Source organism: Neisseria canis (genome assembly GCF_900636765.1).
Lineage (GTDB): Bacteria > Pseudomonadota > Gammaproteobacteria > Burkholderiales > Neisseriaceae > Neisseria > Neisseria canis.
In genome coordinates this window covers 2,037,140-2,050,945 of record NZ_LR134313.1, presented here as the reverse complement: position 1 = coordinate 2,050,945, position 13,806 = coordinate 2,037,140, and the positions used below count along the sequence as shown (strand labels likewise).

Below are 13,806 nucleotides of genomic sequence, written 5' to 3'. Positions count from 1 at the left end.
ATAGAATGTCTGTCTGAAAGTGTAAAGCAGGCAGGCGGTTTTATGCGGCCAAACCGGTAACCAATTGCTTGAACGCCGGCCACGCTTTACCGTCTTCCGCACCTTTGATGATGCGGTCGATTCGCGCGCATTCCTGTAAAGCTGCAATCAGGCGACCGGCAGGTATGCGTTTTACGGCTTTGGGCGCCAATACTTGTTTGTCGCCCCAAAGGCGCAGGCTGTTGCGTACATTGGCAACGGTTTGCCCTTGCTTCAAGGCTGCGGTCAGGCGGATTAGGGTGCGGATGTCTTCGGCCAAAGCCCAAAGCAGCAATACCGGCTCTTCGCCTTCTTCTTCCAAGCCGTCCATCAAGCGGACAACGCGGGCGGTATCGCCGCCCATCCAAGCCGAGGACAGTTGGAACACATCGAAGCGCGCCACGTTGGCAACAGCGTTTTGTGCGTCTTCCAAGTTAACCAAATGGCCTGCCGGGTAGAGCAGGGCGAGCTTGTCGATTTCCTGTTTGGCGGCTAAAAGATTGCCTTCCACCCGCTCGGCAAACAAAGCGAGCGCATCAGCTTCGATTTCCAAGCCGTGTTGTTGCAGGCGGCGGTTAATCCATTGCGGCAACGCCTGAGCGCCTACGGCTTTGGCTTCCAAAACCGTACCATGTTTGGAGAGGGAGCCGAACCATTTGGCTTGGGTCTGCGCACGTTCCAGCTTGGGCATCATAATGACAACCACGGTATCTTCGGGCAGGTTTTCAGACAGGCTTTGTAACGAATCGCCGCCGTTTTTGCCCGGCTTGCCGTTGGGAATATGGATTTCCATCAGCTTTAAATCGGCAAACAGCCCCATGCTGTTGGCCGAGGCGAGCATTTCGTTCCAATCGAAATGGGTGTCGGCGGTATAGACTTCGCGGTTTAAATAGCCTTTTTGTTTGGCTGCCGCACGCAAGGTATCCAGAGCTTCCACGCGCAGCAAGTCTTCTTCGCCGTGAATCACATAAAGCGGGCTGAGGTTGCCCGCCAAATGGTTGCCTAAATCTTCTATCGGCAACAGGCTCATTATCGGGCGGCTTTCAAAAATGCCAAGCGGCGCACAATCTGCTCGGCGGCATCGCGGCGCATTTCTTGCCAAACGGTTGCTTCTTCTTCCTGCTTACCGAGTACTTTTCCATCGGCATAATCCATGCTGCGGCGTACTTCTACGATTATAGGCTCACCCAGGTTTTCGCCATTGCTGCTGGCTTGTGCGTGAACGCGCAAAATCAGCAGATATTCGTTGATGGTGGCGGCACGCGTGATGGTGAGTACATCTTTGTGGGCTTCGATATGGCTTACGGCGATGACTGCCTGAGCCTGAGAAGCGTCAACGGGCTTGCCGTCTGCACGGCGTAATGCGTTTTCCAACACTTGCTGCAAAGCGCCGCCGTCGACACGCCATGCGGTGTAAGGCAGTTTGTCGTAAGGCTGTGTGCCTTTCAGATGAAAACCGCATGCCGATACGGCAAGTATGGCTGCGGCAAGCAGGATTTTTCGCATGAGATTTCCTTTTTGCAGGGCTGTTTATTATATAGCCAAACAGGTTCAACCACCAATACGGGGCGTAGGAATGCAGAGCCGACGTTGCGGTTGGTTTTTATAAAATGCCTGTCTGAAAGCCGTTTCAGACAGGCATGATTGATGCTGATGCTGATGCGGGTTACACCAAGCCTTTTTTCTCCAGATAGCTTTCGTAATCGCCTAGATAGTGTTCGTAGCCGCCTTTGCCGTCCAGCTCGATGACTTGGGTGGCCAATGAAGATACAAACTGGCGGTCGTGCGATACGAAAATCAAGGTGCCTTTATATTTTTCCAAAGCCATGTTTAAGGATTCGATGCTTTCCATATCCATGTGGTTGGTCGGTTCGTCCATAATCAGCACGTTCGGTTTAAGCAGAATCAGCTTGCCGTAAAGCATACGGCCTTTCTCTCCGCCCGAAAGCACCTGTACCTGTTTGACCACGTCGTTGCTGCCGAACAGCAAACGGCCGAGCGTGCCGCGGATAACCTGTTCGTCGTCGCCTTCCTGACCCCACTGACGCATCCATTCGGTGAGGTTCATATCCACATCGAAATCGTTTTCATGGTCTTGCGGATAGTAGCCGACATTGGCTTTTTCCGCCCATTTGATGGTGCCGGCATCGGGCTGGATACCTTCGCTGTATTCGGGATTGAATGCGCCGGCCAACAGTTTCAGCAAGGTGGATTTACCTGCGCCGTTCGGGCCGATAACAGCCAAGCGCTCGCCTGCTTCCAGCATGAAATTGAGGTTCTTGAACAAGGTGTTTTCAAAAGATTTTGCCAAACCTTCCACTTCCACTGCCTGGCGGTGCAGCTTGGCTTTTTCGTCGGTTTCAAATCGGATATAGGGGTTTTGGCGGGTGGAGGGTTTCACTTCCACCATTTCGGCTTTAATTTTGTCGGCCTGTTTCAAGCGGCTGGTGGCTTGGCGGGCTTTGGATTTGTTGGCCGAGAAGCGTGCCACGAATTCTTGCAGCTCTTGCAGCTTTTCTTTGGCTTTGGCGTTGTCTTTCAGGGCGCGTTCGCGGGATTGCGCGGAAGCCAGCATGTAGTCATCGTAGTTGCCGGGGTAGATGGTGATGCTGTTGTAATCCACGTCGGCCATATGGGTGCACACTTCGTTCAAAAAGTGGCGGTCGTGCGAAATGATGATCATGGTCGAATCGTATTGGTTCAACACACCTTCGAGCCAGCGGATGGTGTTGATGTCCAAGTTGTTGGTCGGCTCGTCGAGCAGCAATACGTCGGGTTTGGAAAACAAGGCTTGCGCTAACAATACGCGCAGTTTGAAGCCGGGGGCGACTTCGCTCATTTGCGCGTTGTGCAGGGATTCTTCTATGCCTACGCCGCTCAAAAGCTCGGCCGCGCGCGCTTCGGCGGTGTAACCGTCGTATTCGGCAAACTTGGCTTCCAGCTCAGCCGCTTTCATGTAATCGTCTTCTGTGGCTTCCAAATTGGCGTAAATGGCATCACGCTCGGTCATCGCCGCCCACATTTCGGTGTGCCCCATCATCACCACATCCAGCACGCGCATATCTTCGTAAGCGAACTGGTCTTGACGCAGCTTGCCCAAACGCACGCCGTTTTCAATGGCCACTTCGCCGCTGGTCGGCTCCAAATCGCCGCCGAGAATTTTCATGAAGGTGGATTTGCCCGAACCGTTGGCACCAATCAAGCCGTAGCGGTTGCCTTCGCCGAATTTGACGGATACGTTTTCAAACAGCGGCTTGGCGCCGAACTGCATGGTTATGCCGTTGGTAGAAATCATGTTGAGATACCCTAAAAAGTTGTTGTCAAAAATGGGCAATATTCTACCATACCGGCGGCTTGTATGCGGCTTTACATTTGGGATTTGTTGAAGATAAATGCCTGTCTGAAAAAGCTTTCAGACAGGCATTTACCGAATATGCCGCCTTTTTACACAACTTGTGCAGGGCGTGAAACGGGCCGCGAACCGTTGGGAGGCGGATTCGGCTATAATCAAAAAATAATTTACATGGAAAAACGTATGAAAAAAGCTCTGATTTTGTCTTTGCTGTATTGGGTTGCGCTGCCTTTTGCGCACGCAGAAGTGTTTACCTGCACCGACCGCTACGGCAATAAAGTGTATACGCAGAATGCAGGTTCGGCGAATTGCAAAAAAGCCGATATAGGCCGCCCGAGCATTTATTCGGCAGAACCGGCCAAGCCGGTACACTATACGCCGCCGGCTCCTGCACCCGAGCCTGCTCCCGATCCGGCTTATCAGGCTGCGGAGAAAAAAGTGAAAGATGCGCAGCGCGCTTTGGAAGAAGGGAAAAAAGTGCGCTACGGTAACGAACGCAATTATGCGCGCTACCTCGAACGCATTGCGGGTTTGGAAGCCGAAGTGAAAAAGGCGCAGGATAAGTTGAACGGGCTTTCGGTTGGCAGTGCGGTTTCGGAGGGAAATGCAGCTCCGAGGTAGATTATAGTTAATCAACTTAACTTTTACTACGGTGTTGCTGTGCCTTAGCTCAAAGAGAACGATTTTGTAAGCTGCTGAAGCAGCAACAAAATTAGTCCCGTACTATCTGTACTGTCTTCGGCTTGCTGCCTTGTATTAAAAATTAATTTGATTAACTATAAGGTAAGTTTAAGGTTATTTTAAATTCCGACACGTTTAGGTTAAGCATCAGTCCGGTTATGACCAATAATGCCTGTCTGAAAACATTCAGACAGGCATTATTGGTATGGGGTATGAAAAAGCAGACTATAGTTAAAACACTTAATTTTAGTGGCATTTCCGTCATACTCGGGCTTGGCCCGAGTATCTTGAGTTCCGCTAACTTTAGGAGATACTCGGGTCAAGCCCGAGTATGACGAACGTACTATTTTTAAGTTGATCACTATAGTTCCTGTTTTGGCAGAGTTTTCAAATCACTTCAATTGAGCGAGCAGCTTGTCGTGAATGCCGCCGAAGCCGCCGTTGCTCATAATCAGGATATGGTCGCCGCTTTGCGCCTGTTTGGCGATTTCGGCAACAAAGGCATCGAAATCGCTGCCGGCATGCAGTTTGCTGCCGAGTGACGACAGGGCTTCGGCCACATCCCAATCCACGCCGCCGGAATAGCAGAATACTTGGTCGGCTTCACTCAGGCTTGCCGGCAGGGCGGCTTTCATAGTGCCCAATTTCATGGTGTTGGAACGCGGCTCCAATACGGCCAGAATGCGCGCGCTGCCGACTTTTTGGCGCAAACCCGCAACGGTGGTGGCAATGGCGGTGGGATGGTGGGCGAAATCGTCATAAACGGTAATGCCGTTAACTTCGCCTTTGGTTTCCATGCGGCGCTTCACGTTTTTGAATCGGCTCAAGGCTTCGCAGGCGGTTTTCACGTCCACGCCGGCATGGCGGGCGGCTGCAATCACGGCCAGCGCGTTCATGCGGTTGTGCTCGCCGATAATGTCCCAAGCCACATGGCCGGCTTTTTCCCCGTTGAACAACACGTCAAACGCGCCGTTTGCGTCCACTGCGCCGACCTGCCAGCCTTCTTTGACGCCGAAAAATTCAACAGGCGTCCAGCAGCCTTTATCGAGCGTGTCGCGCAGATTTTGCTCTGTGCCGTTGCAGACAATCAGACCCTGCGCGGGAACGGTGCGTACCAAGTGGTGGAACTGGGTTTGAATGGCGGCCAAATCGGCGAAAATGTCGGCATGGTCGAATTCCAGATTATTCAGAATGGCGGTGCGCGGGCGGTAGTGGACGAATTTGGAGCGTTTGTCGAAAAATGCGGTGTCGTATTCGTCGGCTTCAATCACAAAAAACGGTGAAACGGAATCGGCATCTTGGCGCGGCGCTTGCGGCAGGCGGGCGGACACGCTGAAATTCTGCGGCACGCCGCCGATCAGGAAGCCGGGCGCCAAACCGGCGTATTCCAACACCCAAGCCAGCATGGAAGCGGTGGTGGTTTTGCCGTGGGTGCCCGCTACGCCGAGCACCCAACGCCCTTGCAATACGTTTTCAGACAGCCATTGCGGGCCGGAAATATAAGGCAGGCCGCTGTTTAAAATGGCTTCGACCACGTCCATGCCGCGCTTGGCCACATTGCCGATTACATATACGTCGGCTTGAAAGGTGTCCAACTGCGCGGCATCGAATCCTTCGTGCACGCCTATGCCTAAAGCTTCGAGCTGGGTGCTCATAGGCGGGTACATTTTGGCATCGCAGCCGGTAACTTTGAAGCCTGCTTCTTTGGCAACTGCCGCCAAGCCGCCCATAAAGGTGCCGCCTATGCCGATAATGTGGATGTGTTTCATGGTGTGGGTTTCGCTGAAAACAATGAAAAATGTGTATTATAGCTGTGAAAGTTGATATTTTCTAATATGCAATGCCTGTCTGAAAAAGTGTTCAGACAGGCATTGGTGTGTGGCGGCCGTGTTATTTCAGCGCGCGGATGCCTACTGCATCGCGCACTTTTTCCAGTAAAACGCGTGCTTCTTTGCGTGCGCGGGCGGCGCCGGCTTGCAGGATGTCTTCGATTTGCGCGGGGTTGGCGGTGAGCTCGTGGTAGCGTTCGCGTTTGGGCGCCAATTCTTCATTGAGCTTGGCGCCGAGGATTTTTTTGGCTTCGCCCCACGCCAAACCTTCGGCCAGCATGCGGGTGAATGCTTGGGTTTCCTGTTCGGTGGCGAAGGCTTTGTAGATTTCAAACAGCGGGCTTTCATCCGGCTCTTTGGGTTCGCCCGGCTCTTTCAGGTTGGTGATGATTTTGTTGACTGATTTTTGCAGCTTTTTCTCGGTTTCGAACAGGGGAATGGTGTTGCCGTAGCTTTTGCTCATTTTGCGCCCGTCCAAGCCGACGAGGGTTTCTACGTTTTCTTCGATTTTGGCTTCCGGCAATACAAACAGCTCTTTGAAACGGTGGTTGAAGCGGCCTGCGATGTCGCGCGCCATTTCAACGTGTTGGATTTGGTCGCGGCCTACGGGTACGTCGTGGGCGTTGAACATGAGGATGTCGGCGCTCATCAGGATGGGATAGCTGTATAAGCCCATTTCGATTTGATGGTCTTGGTCTTCCTGGCCTTTGTCGAGATTGTCCTGCACGGCTGCTTTGTAGGCATGGGCGCGGTTCATCAGGCCTTTGGCGGTGATGCAGGTGAGAATCCAGTTTAATTCGAGGATTTCGGGAATATCGCTTTGGCGGTAGAACGTGGTGCGTTCGGGATCGAGGCCGCAGGCCAGCCAGGTGGCGGCTACGGCTTGGGTGGATTGGTGGATGGTTTCCGGGTCGTGGCATTTGATGATGCCGTGATAATCGGCCAGGAAAAGAAAGGATTCTGTGTTTTCGCTTTGGCTGGCGCGGATGGCGGGGCGGATGGCGCCGACATAGTTGCCCAGATGTGGAATGCCGGTGGTGGTAACGCCGGTAAGCACGCGTTTTTTGGTCATAATGGGGTTGCTTTCTGCTGGGATGTTTTCAGACAGGCATTGCGAGCGGGAGAGCCTTGCAAATGCCTGTCTGAAAGTGTGTTGCTGAACGGTTTTAAGATGGCCGAATCTTATCAGAATCCGGCCTCGTCTGCATAATCCAAACCTTCTTTACGTTGCAGGCGGGCGGCGAATTCATCACAGGCTTTGATTAGGGCGGCGGACAAGGGTTTGTCGAAAGCGGCATGGCCTGCTTGGACGATGCGCAAATCTGCTTCGGGGAAGGCTTGTTTTAATTCCCAGGCACTTTGCATGGGTGTGCACATGTCATAACGGCCTTGCACGATGATGGTGGGAATGTGGCGGATTTTGCGGATATTGCGCAGAATGGCGCGTTCCCCTTCCAGCCAGCCCAAATGCATAAAATAATGGTTTTCGATGCGGGCTATGGCGAGGGATTGCTCTGCGTCTTCATCTACGGCTCGCGGCTCGAACTGGATCAGCCAGCTTTCCCAGTCTGCCCAGGCTTTGGCTGCGCCGAGGGCGATGGCACGGTCGTTGGAAAACAGCATTTCGTGGTAAGCATGAACGAGCTTGCCGCGTTTTTCTTTCGGCACAGGGGCAATGTATTCCTGCCATTGCTGAGGATAAATCCGGCTTACGCCGCCGGCTTCGTTGATCCAGTCGATTTCGCTTTGGCGGCACAGGAAAATACCGCGCAAAATCAGGCCGAGCACGCGGTCGGGATAGGTTTCGGCATAGGCCAGGGAGAGCGTGCTGCCCCAAGAGCCGCCGAATACCAGCCATTTGTTGATGCCGAGTATTTCGCGGATTCTTTCAATATCCTCTACCAAATCCCAAGTGGTGTTTTCTCGGGTTTCTGCAAAAGGCAGGGAGCGGCCGCAGCCGCGCTGGTCAATAATAATGATGCGGTAGGCTGTGGGGTCGAAAAATCCCCGGCACGAAGGCGATGCGCCGGCACCCGGCCCGCCGTGCAGGAAGATCACGGGAATGCCTTTGGGGTTGCCTGATTCTTCCCAATAGATTTGGTGGAGGTTTGATACTTGAAGCATGCCGCTTCGGTTGGGCAGGGGGACGAAATACATGGTTTTCCCTTTTATAATGCAATGCCTGTCTGAAAACGGGTAGCACGGATTTCCGCGTTATTAAAAAGTTTCACTTTTTGTGGTGAAACCGTATTTCATGGTAATGAATTCAGCATGATTTATGTAGATGGCCTGCATATTATGGTTTTGTGGAAAGAATGTCCACCTTGCATTGCTCATAATGCATCTTTTGTAAAACAGGCTGTCGTTGCGCATTGACGCCGATACGCAAGCATTTAATCTCGTCAACACGCAAAGGCACGTTAACCGATGTTTGCGTGTTTTTCAAATATACTTTGTGAACGCCGAAAGGAAGGTCTTGATGTATGTGTTGGCCGTTGCGGATATTACCTATTTTTATATCGCCGGCATATACGTCGTAAACGATTTTGGAATTTTTCGAGTTGTGGGGGCGGTAGATATAAAGCTTGCCTTTGTTATAGTCGGGCTGCTCTAAGTGGATAAACCTCGGCGAGTCAGATTGGCAGGCAGTAAGCGCAAGGGGAAACAATATGCAAGCAAACAGATATTTTTTCATAATGCAAATCCTTTTCCGTTGTATTGTGAGTTGATTGTTTTTATGTGATAACTTTTGTAATAATATATACGTTTATATATTTTCTCAATTCAAACTTAAATCCCAATGATTGGGATTGAGTTGGCGTGTGTTTGGGTTGGTTATTTAAGATAACCGACATGATTATTGTTTTAAGATAGTTTGTTTGTGTTTGGTTAGACATTGTAAACGTTTTATGCTTTTTGAAAATCGTTTCAAGATTAATGGTATGCAAATGTCTTGGGCGGTTTGGGGCTTCAATAGGTTTTTCTATTGAATGAAAATTGCTTGTTTCTGTGTTTAATATCTTGAATCTATTGAGATAAAAAAATTTTCAGACAGGCATTGCCAAAAGAAGCCTGTCTGAAAATAAATGTTTATGAATAAATGTTTACGGCAGGATGATTTGTTTTCCATTGAAATCGTAAGCGCTCCAGCCACGGGCGTTTTTTACTACAATGAAAGGTTCATCTTCAGAGAGGTAAATTTCATTGAATTCAGGTTCTAGTACCCATTTGCCCTGCCGGTTGAGCACACCTTTTTTGTTTTGTTTGTCTCTGTGTGAGGCAACAATCAAACCGTGCGGTTCGATGAATTTTGCGAGGGGGAAAGATGTGGAATACTTACTGGCCGGCTGGTTCAGCATTAGCTCCTGATTATATTGAATGGATTCAGATTCATCGTGTGGGTAGCTGGAAATTGCTGCCCGGGTAAAAGCGAATTCCGGCTGAATCAGCCATTCGCCTTTGGCGTTAACAAATCCTTCATGATTAAGCATCTGTTTTTTATTTGATAAAATTTTCCTTGCAAAACCATAACCTTTTTCATCAAAACCGTATACCAATTGTATGCCTTTGTCGATAAAAGGCTCGGGGATTGACCGGCCTTGCAGATTTTTATAGCTATAGATGTGGCGCCCCTCTTTTTCCGAATACTGATTGATTTCTACAATATCACTGTTGGGGAGTAAGTCTGCGTGTTGTTGGGTATTTTCTGTTTGGAATACCCAATTGCCTTTGCGGTCGATAAAGCCTTTGGTGCCGTCTTCGGAATGAGCCTGAGCATAGCCTCGGGCATCAAATGGAGCCAGCCAGGTAAAGCGGACGGGAATTTCCAGTTCGCCTTTTAAATTCATTATGCCGTGCAGACCGTTTTTCCCGACAACAAGGAAAGACGATTCACTTACTAAGTCGGTGATACGCAAATGCGCGTATTGGGGCGGCATAGTGAATACCCATTGTTTTTGCTGGTTAATCAGACCGTGCTTTTTTCCGTCGCAGCTTGTCATATGGACAAACGGATATTTGTGGTTTGTTACCGAATCCCAATACACGCTTTGTATGAATCGCGCTTCGCTAAGCTCTTTGCCTTGATTATCTAAAAAGCCCGAACATATTTGATTGTGGTTTCGTTTGCTGTATGTGATCCATCTGTTTGTGTCATTGAACGGATGATGGGATGAAATATCCACATAGCCGCGTTGTTTGGTTTCCTGAGGAGAAAGAATCCAGTTGCCGTTGAAATCCGCCAAACCGAAGGAATGTGAATAATCGGAAGCGGTTTTATTGACGATGGATACCCTGATCAGGTTGTGTTCTTGCAATATTTCGAAATCCCTGATTTCGCTTTTAGAAGCGTTATCCGATTGGCTGAGCAGCTTTTCTCGGATGGCTTTGATTCTGCCTTCTTCCAGTCCGCTCAGTTTGAATCGGCCCGGAAAATGCCGGTTCAGGGTTGTCAGTAGGGCGGTACTGTCTGTTATGGAATTAATGTTGAATGTTGAAGGCGCAAGCAGCCATTTGCCTTTGTGGTTGATAAGGCCGTAGCTGAGATTGTCGAGTGTTTTGCCGAATAACAGGGTTTTGGGATCGAGGCAGTGTTTGCTGCCTTTTTCATAATGTTTTTTCTTGTAAGACAATGGGGTTTTGGTGGCAATGAACAGGTCGTGGGCTTGTGCGCCATTGATCAAATGATCGGGGATTAAATCACTGACTTTTTTAATAAAACTGAATTCCGGTTGGGCGGTCCAGTTGCCTTGTGCATCCACCAGGCCGAGCTTGATTTCTGCGTCAAACACGCATTCGGGATGCCGGCTTTTGGGAAAAACAAAATATTGATCTTGTGATTTTTCCGCTTTTTTAACGGGTGTGTTTGAAGTGAATGTTTGCGGCCGGCGCTCTGTCGTGCAGGCTGCGAGCAAAAGCGGGATAAGGAGGGCTAAAGTTTTTTTCATGTGCGTTTTCCTGTTTGTTTTTCAGACAGGCATTGTGTTGCGAAAATGCCTGTCTGAAAAAATCGTATTATCGTTCTGATGCCGCTTCAGCCGCTGTTTTCGCGGTTTTTTGATCAGCTTGGCCGGCGTGTTCCCCAACGTATTCTTGCGAATCGTTGTCTTCCGATTCTCCGAATTTAGCCCTCTCTATTTGCTTAATGTAGCCGATCAGGGCGTGATAGGTTTGGGTGTCGGGTTGGGTGCTGCTTTCGCTTCCGTCTTCCAACCAGTAGCGGTTTTGCAGGAGTTGGGAAGAGCCGTTTTCGTCTGCTTGCTTTTCTTGGCGGTAAGCGGCTTTTTTACCGTTTTCATACCAAACGGTTTGTTCGGTAACATTGCCGTCTTGGCCGATGTTCCATTGGCGTTCTAATATTTTTCTGTTGTTTTTAAAAACGGCAAAAAATTCGGGTTTGTGTTGCGCGCAGAGTTTGGCAGAGCAGAAAACATGGCTGTTACGGGTTTCCGAGTTGATGATGTATTCGATGGAATCCGGCTGGCCGTGTTCGTTGTAGAGTGCAATATAACCTTGGGTATTGCTGGTGTATCCATCGTTTTCCGAATTGCCGTAAAACAAACTGGTTTGTTTTTTGCCGCCATGGAAAAAGTCTTGCAGCAGATACAGGCCGTTGTCTTGAAGGCCGTATGACTTGCGGAAATAGCCTTTGGTATCTGGTGCTTCTGTTTCTGCCCAATCTTTGTCGAAATAGATTATGCGCTGTGGTTTAAGGCCGGAGGCTGCTTTCTGAATATCTGCCGTGCGCTTTAAAAATTCGGCTTCGCTGCGGGGAAGGTTTTCGTAATCGGCGTAACCGTTGGGTTGGGAAAGGCTTTGGCAGGCGCTGAGGGATGAGATGATAATGGAAGCAAAGAAAAACGTTTTAATCTGAGTGTTCATAAGTTGGAATAATCATATTGTTAGATTTTGAAAACATCTTAACAAAATAAAACAATCCGTACAAGCATAAGCTCATTTGCCCTTGCGGCTTGGCTTAAAGGGGTTTACATTCTTGTTCTTCACGATTTTTCAGACAGGCATTTGTAAGCCGTATGCATTATTTCAGTATCCATAACCAAGCGGGCGAGCACTTGGGCTTTTTTATTATGCTGCCCGATGATGAAAGCGAAAAACCGCAAAGCGGGCGTTTTATTGTGAAGCTGCAAAGTGAAACGCAGCCGCAAGACCGGCTTGCCGTGAGTGAGCTGGAAGTGTTTGGCGACTTAACCCAGCCGTTTTGCTGGCGGGTGGAAAAAGATCAGGTCAACCTTTATAAAGCATCGGAAAAAGTCGGCAGTTTGCGCAATGAGTTTTTGAAAATCGGCACGCAATCGTTGATATTGGGCGATATGACAGGAATGATGTAAACCATGGAAAGCATTTATATTCTGATACCGTTGAGTATCATCTTGGCATTTTTAATCGGCTATTTTTTCTGGTGGTCAGGCAAAAACGGGCAGTTTGACGATTTGGAAGGCCCGGCGCACCGGATTATTATGGATGACGACGAATACCATCCGGAAACGTCTGAAGCCAAGCCGACTGATTCTGCGGCGGAAGAGAAGTATGATCAAAGACAATCTTAATTTCGCTGTCAGCCGCCGTTTTGCGCCGCTTTTCGGCACCCAATTTCTCGGCGCATTCAATGATAATTTGTTTAAAACTGCGCTGTTTGTATCTATTAGCTTTTACGGTTTGGGCGATAATGCTTGGCTGCCGCCCAGCCAAATGCTCAATTTGGGGGCGTTGCTGTTTATTTTGCCCTATTTTCTGTTTTCGTCGATTTCCGGCGAGCTGAGCACTAAATTCGACAAAGCGAAACTTGCCAACATCATCAAAATATTGGAAATCCTGATAATGTTGGCGGCTGGTTACGGCTTTTTGATTCAGTCCGCCCCTTTGTTGTTGGCTTGCCTGTTTTTGATGGGGGCGCAATCCACTCTCTTCGGACCGCTGAAATATGCCATTTTGCCCGATTATCTGAACGATAAAGAGCTGATTATGGGCAACAGTTTGATTGAGTCGGGCACATTTTTGGCGATTTTGTTCGGTCAGATTTTGGGCACGTTTGTCGCCGGCTTAAATCATTATGTGGTAGCGGCTTTGGTTGTTTTAACCGCATTGATAGGGTTTATAACCAGCGCATTTATGCCGTCGGTGGCAGCCAAGCAGCCTGATGTGCGGATTGATCCGAATATCGCACGCAGCACTTGGAGCCTGCTGAAAGCCACATTCGCCCAGCGAGAACTTTATACCGCGATTATCGGCATTTCGTGGTTTTGGCTGATTGGTGCGGTTTATACCACCCAATTGCCCACCTTTACCAAAATCCATTTGGGCGGTAACGACAATGTGTTCAACCTGATGCTGGCCTTGTTTTCCATCGGCATTGCCGCAGGTTCGGTTTTGTGTGCCAAACTCAGCCACGAACGGCTCCGTTTAGGCTTGGTTGCCGTCGGCACTTTGGGCTTGACTTTGTCCGGCGTTTTATTGGTGTGGCTCACATACGGCACGCGTTATGTCGAGTTGAACGGCGTGTGGCATTTTCTTTCACAGTCGCGCTCTTTTCCGATTATGGCCTGCATGATTACCATCGGATTTTTCGGCGGCTTTTTCTCTGTGCCGCTTTATACTTGGCTGCAAACTGCCAGCAGCGACAATTTCCGCGCCCACGCTGTTGCCGCCAACAATATCGTGAACGGTTTGTTTATGGTTGCCGCCGCACTGGCCAGCGCCTTGCTTTTGTTTTTGTTCGAAAGCATCAGTCTGCTTTACTGTTTGGCAGCATTGGGCAACCTCGGTATGCTTTACTATCTTGTGAAACTGGAGCCGGAAATAGGGAAGGATTTGAAATCTTATTTGGGCATGAAATAACAATGCCTGTCTGAAAATTTTAGCTTCGCAGAAATTTGCGTTGCTCGTTTTCAGACAGGCATTGTGCTTTAT

13 protein-coding genes are annotated in these 13,806 nt (G+C 49.5%); 4 read left to right on the top strand and 9 right to left on the bottom strand.

Annotated elements, in window-relative coordinates; translation table 11 throughout:
* Window positions 1-40 precede the first annotated feature (40 nt).
* The 3 genes from holA to EL143_RS09780 form a co-directional block, all read right to left on the bottom strand.
* Window positions 41-1,048 (bottom strand): DNA polymerase III subunit delta, encoded by a 1,008-nt coding sequence (gene holA, locus EL143_RS09790; protein WP_085416118.1) that lies wholly within the window; start codon window positions 1,046-1,048, stop codon window positions 41-43.
* Window positions 1,048-1,524, bottom strand: coding sequence for an LPS-assembly lipoprotein LptE (locus EL143_RS09785; protein ID WP_085416119.1), 477 nt, complete (start codon window positions 1,522-1,524; stop codon window positions 1,048-1,050). Before EL143_RS09785 ends, holA begins: the two co-directional genes overlap by 1 nt.
* 160 nt (window positions 1,525-1,684) lie before the next feature.
* Window positions 1,685-3,313: an ABC-F family ATPase gene (locus tag EL143_RS09780; RefSeq protein WP_085416120.1), complete on the bottom strand. Its 1,629-nt coding sequence runs from the start codon at window positions 3,311-3,313 to the stop codon at window positions 1,685-1,687.
* A gap of 63 nt (window positions 3,314-3,376) precedes the next feature.
* Between EL143_RS09780 and EL143_RS12505 the strand changes: the two genes are divergently transcribed.
* Window positions 3,377-3,991 (top strand): DUF4124 domain-containing protein, encoded by a 615-nt coding sequence (locus EL143_RS12505; RefSeq protein WP_197719591.1) that lies wholly within the window; start codon window positions 3,377-3,379, stop codon window positions 3,989-3,991.
* Window positions 3,992-4,443: 452 nt separating this feature from the next.
* Here the strand turns inward: EL143_RS12505 and mpl are convergent, their stop codons facing one another.
* The 6 genes from mpl to EL143_RS09745 form a co-directional block, all read right to left on the bottom strand.
* The gene (mpl, locus tag EL143_RS09770; RefSeq protein WP_085416121.1) at window positions 4,444-5,820 is read right to left on the bottom strand and encodes a UDP-N-acetylmuramate:L-alanyl-gamma-D-glutamyl-meso-diaminopimelate ligase; all 1,377 of its coding nucleotides are present in this window, start codon (window positions 5,818-5,820) and stop codon (window positions 4,444-4,446) included.
* 121 nt (window positions 5,821-5,941) lie between these two features.
* Complete coding sequence (gene trpS, locus EL143_RS09765) at window positions 5,942-6,952, bottom strand: tryptophan--tRNA ligase (protein ID WP_085416122.1); 1,011 nt, start codon at window positions 6,950-6,952, stop codon at window positions 5,942-5,944.
* A 113-nt stretch (window positions 6,953-7,065) separates the two neighbouring features.
* Window positions 7,066-8,037 carry a prolyl aminopeptidase gene (pip, locus tag EL143_RS09760; protein ID WP_085416123.1) on the bottom strand — a complete coding sequence of 324 codons (972 nt, stop codon included), beginning with the start codon at window positions 8,035-8,037 and terminating at the stop codon, window positions 7,066-7,068.
* Window positions 8,038-8,176: 139 nt separating this feature from the next.
* Entirely contained in the window at window positions 8,177-8,575 is a 399-nt protein-coding gene (locus EL143_RS09755; protein WP_085416124.1) for a DUF2846 domain-containing protein, read from the bottom strand.
* A gap of 409 nt (window positions 8,576-8,984) precedes the next feature.
* A complete protein-coding gene (locus EL143_RS09750; protein ID WP_085416125.1) occupies window positions 8,985-10,826 on the bottom strand; it encodes a WG repeat-containing protein in 1,842 nt (613 codons plus the stop codon).
* A gap of 67 nt (window positions 10,827-10,893) precedes the next feature.
* Complete coding sequence (locus EL143_RS09745) at window positions 10,894-11,760, bottom strand: hypothetical protein (protein ID WP_085416126.1); 867 nt, start codon at window positions 11,758-11,760, stop codon at window positions 10,894-10,896.
* A gap of 152 nt (window positions 11,761-11,912) precedes the next feature.
* Between EL143_RS09745 and EL143_RS09740 the strand changes: the two genes are divergently transcribed.
* From EL143_RS09740 to EL143_RS09730, 3 genes are read left to right on the top strand one after another with little or no spacing between them, the layout of a single operon-like run.
* Window positions 11,913-12,227: an HLGFF motif protein gene (locus tag EL143_RS09740; protein WP_085416127.1), complete on the top strand. Its 315-nt coding sequence runs from the start codon at window positions 11,913-11,915 to the stop codon at window positions 12,225-12,227.
* Between the two features lie 3 nt (window positions 12,228-12,230).
* A complete protein-coding gene (ccoS, locus tag EL143_RS09735; RefSeq protein ID WP_085416128.1) occupies window positions 12,231-12,446 on the top strand; it encodes a cbb3-type cytochrome oxidase assembly protein CcoS in 216 nt (71 codons plus the stop codon).
* Window positions 12,427-13,734 (top strand): MFS transporter, encoded by a 1,308-nt coding sequence (locus tag EL143_RS09730; RefSeq protein WP_085416129.1) that lies wholly within the window; start codon window positions 12,427-12,429, stop codon window positions 13,732-13,734. The genes ccoS and EL143_RS09730 overlap by 20 nt, the downstream gene beginning before the upstream one ends.
* Window positions 13,735-13,806: the final 72 nt, after the last annotated feature.

Excerpts from the sequence above, each read along its gene's own strand:
- holA (WP_085416118.1), bottom strand. The coding sequence starts at position 1,048 with ATGAGCCTGTTGCCGATAGAAGATTTAGGCAACCATTTGGCGGGCAAC.
- EL143_RS09785 (WP_085416119.1), bottom strand. The coding sequence starts at position 1,524 with ATGCGAAAAATCCTGCTTGCCGCAGCCATACTTGCCGTATCGGCATGC.
- EL143_RS09780 (WP_085416120.1), bottom strand. The coding sequence starts at position 3,313 with ATGATTTCTACCAACGGCATAACCATGCAGTTCGGCGCCAAGCCGCTG.
- EL143_RS12505 (WP_197719591.1), top strand. The coding sequence starts at position 3,377 with ATGCGGCTTTACATTTGGGATTTGTTGAAGATAAATGCCTGTCTGAAA.
- mpl (WP_085416121.1), bottom strand. The coding sequence starts at position 5,820 with ATGAAACACATCCACATTATCGGCATAGGCGGCACCTTTATGGGCGGC.
- trpS (WP_085416122.1), bottom strand. The coding sequence starts at position 6,952 with ATGACCAAAAAACGCGTGCTTACCGGCGTTACCACCACCGGCATTCCA.
- pip (WP_085416123.1), bottom strand. The coding sequence starts at position 8,037 with ATGTATTTCGTCCCCCTGCCCAACCGAAGCGGCATGCTTCAAGTATCA.
- EL143_RS09755 (WP_085416124.1), bottom strand. The coding sequence starts at position 8,575 with ATGAAAAAATATCTGTTTGCTTGCATATTGTTTCCCCTTGCGCTTACT.
- EL143_RS09750 (WP_085416125.1), bottom strand. The coding sequence starts at position 10,826 with ATGAAAAAAACTTTAGCCCTCCTTATCCCGCTTTTGCTCGCAGCCTGC.
- EL143_RS09745 (WP_085416126.1), bottom strand. The coding sequence starts at position 11,760 with ATGAACACTCAGATTAAAACGTTTTTCTTTGCTTCCATTATCATCTCA.
- EL143_RS09740 (WP_085416127.1), top strand. The coding sequence starts at position 11,913 with ATGCATTATTTCAGTATCCATAACCAAGCGGGCGAGCACTTGGGCTTT.
- ccoS (WP_085416128.1), top strand. The coding sequence starts at position 12,231 with ATGGAAAGCATTTATATTCTGATACCGTTGAGTATCATCTTGGCATTT.
- EL143_RS09730 (WP_085416129.1), top strand. The coding sequence starts at position 12,427 with ATGATCAAAGACAATCTTAATTTCGCTGTCAGCCGCCGTTTTGCGCCG.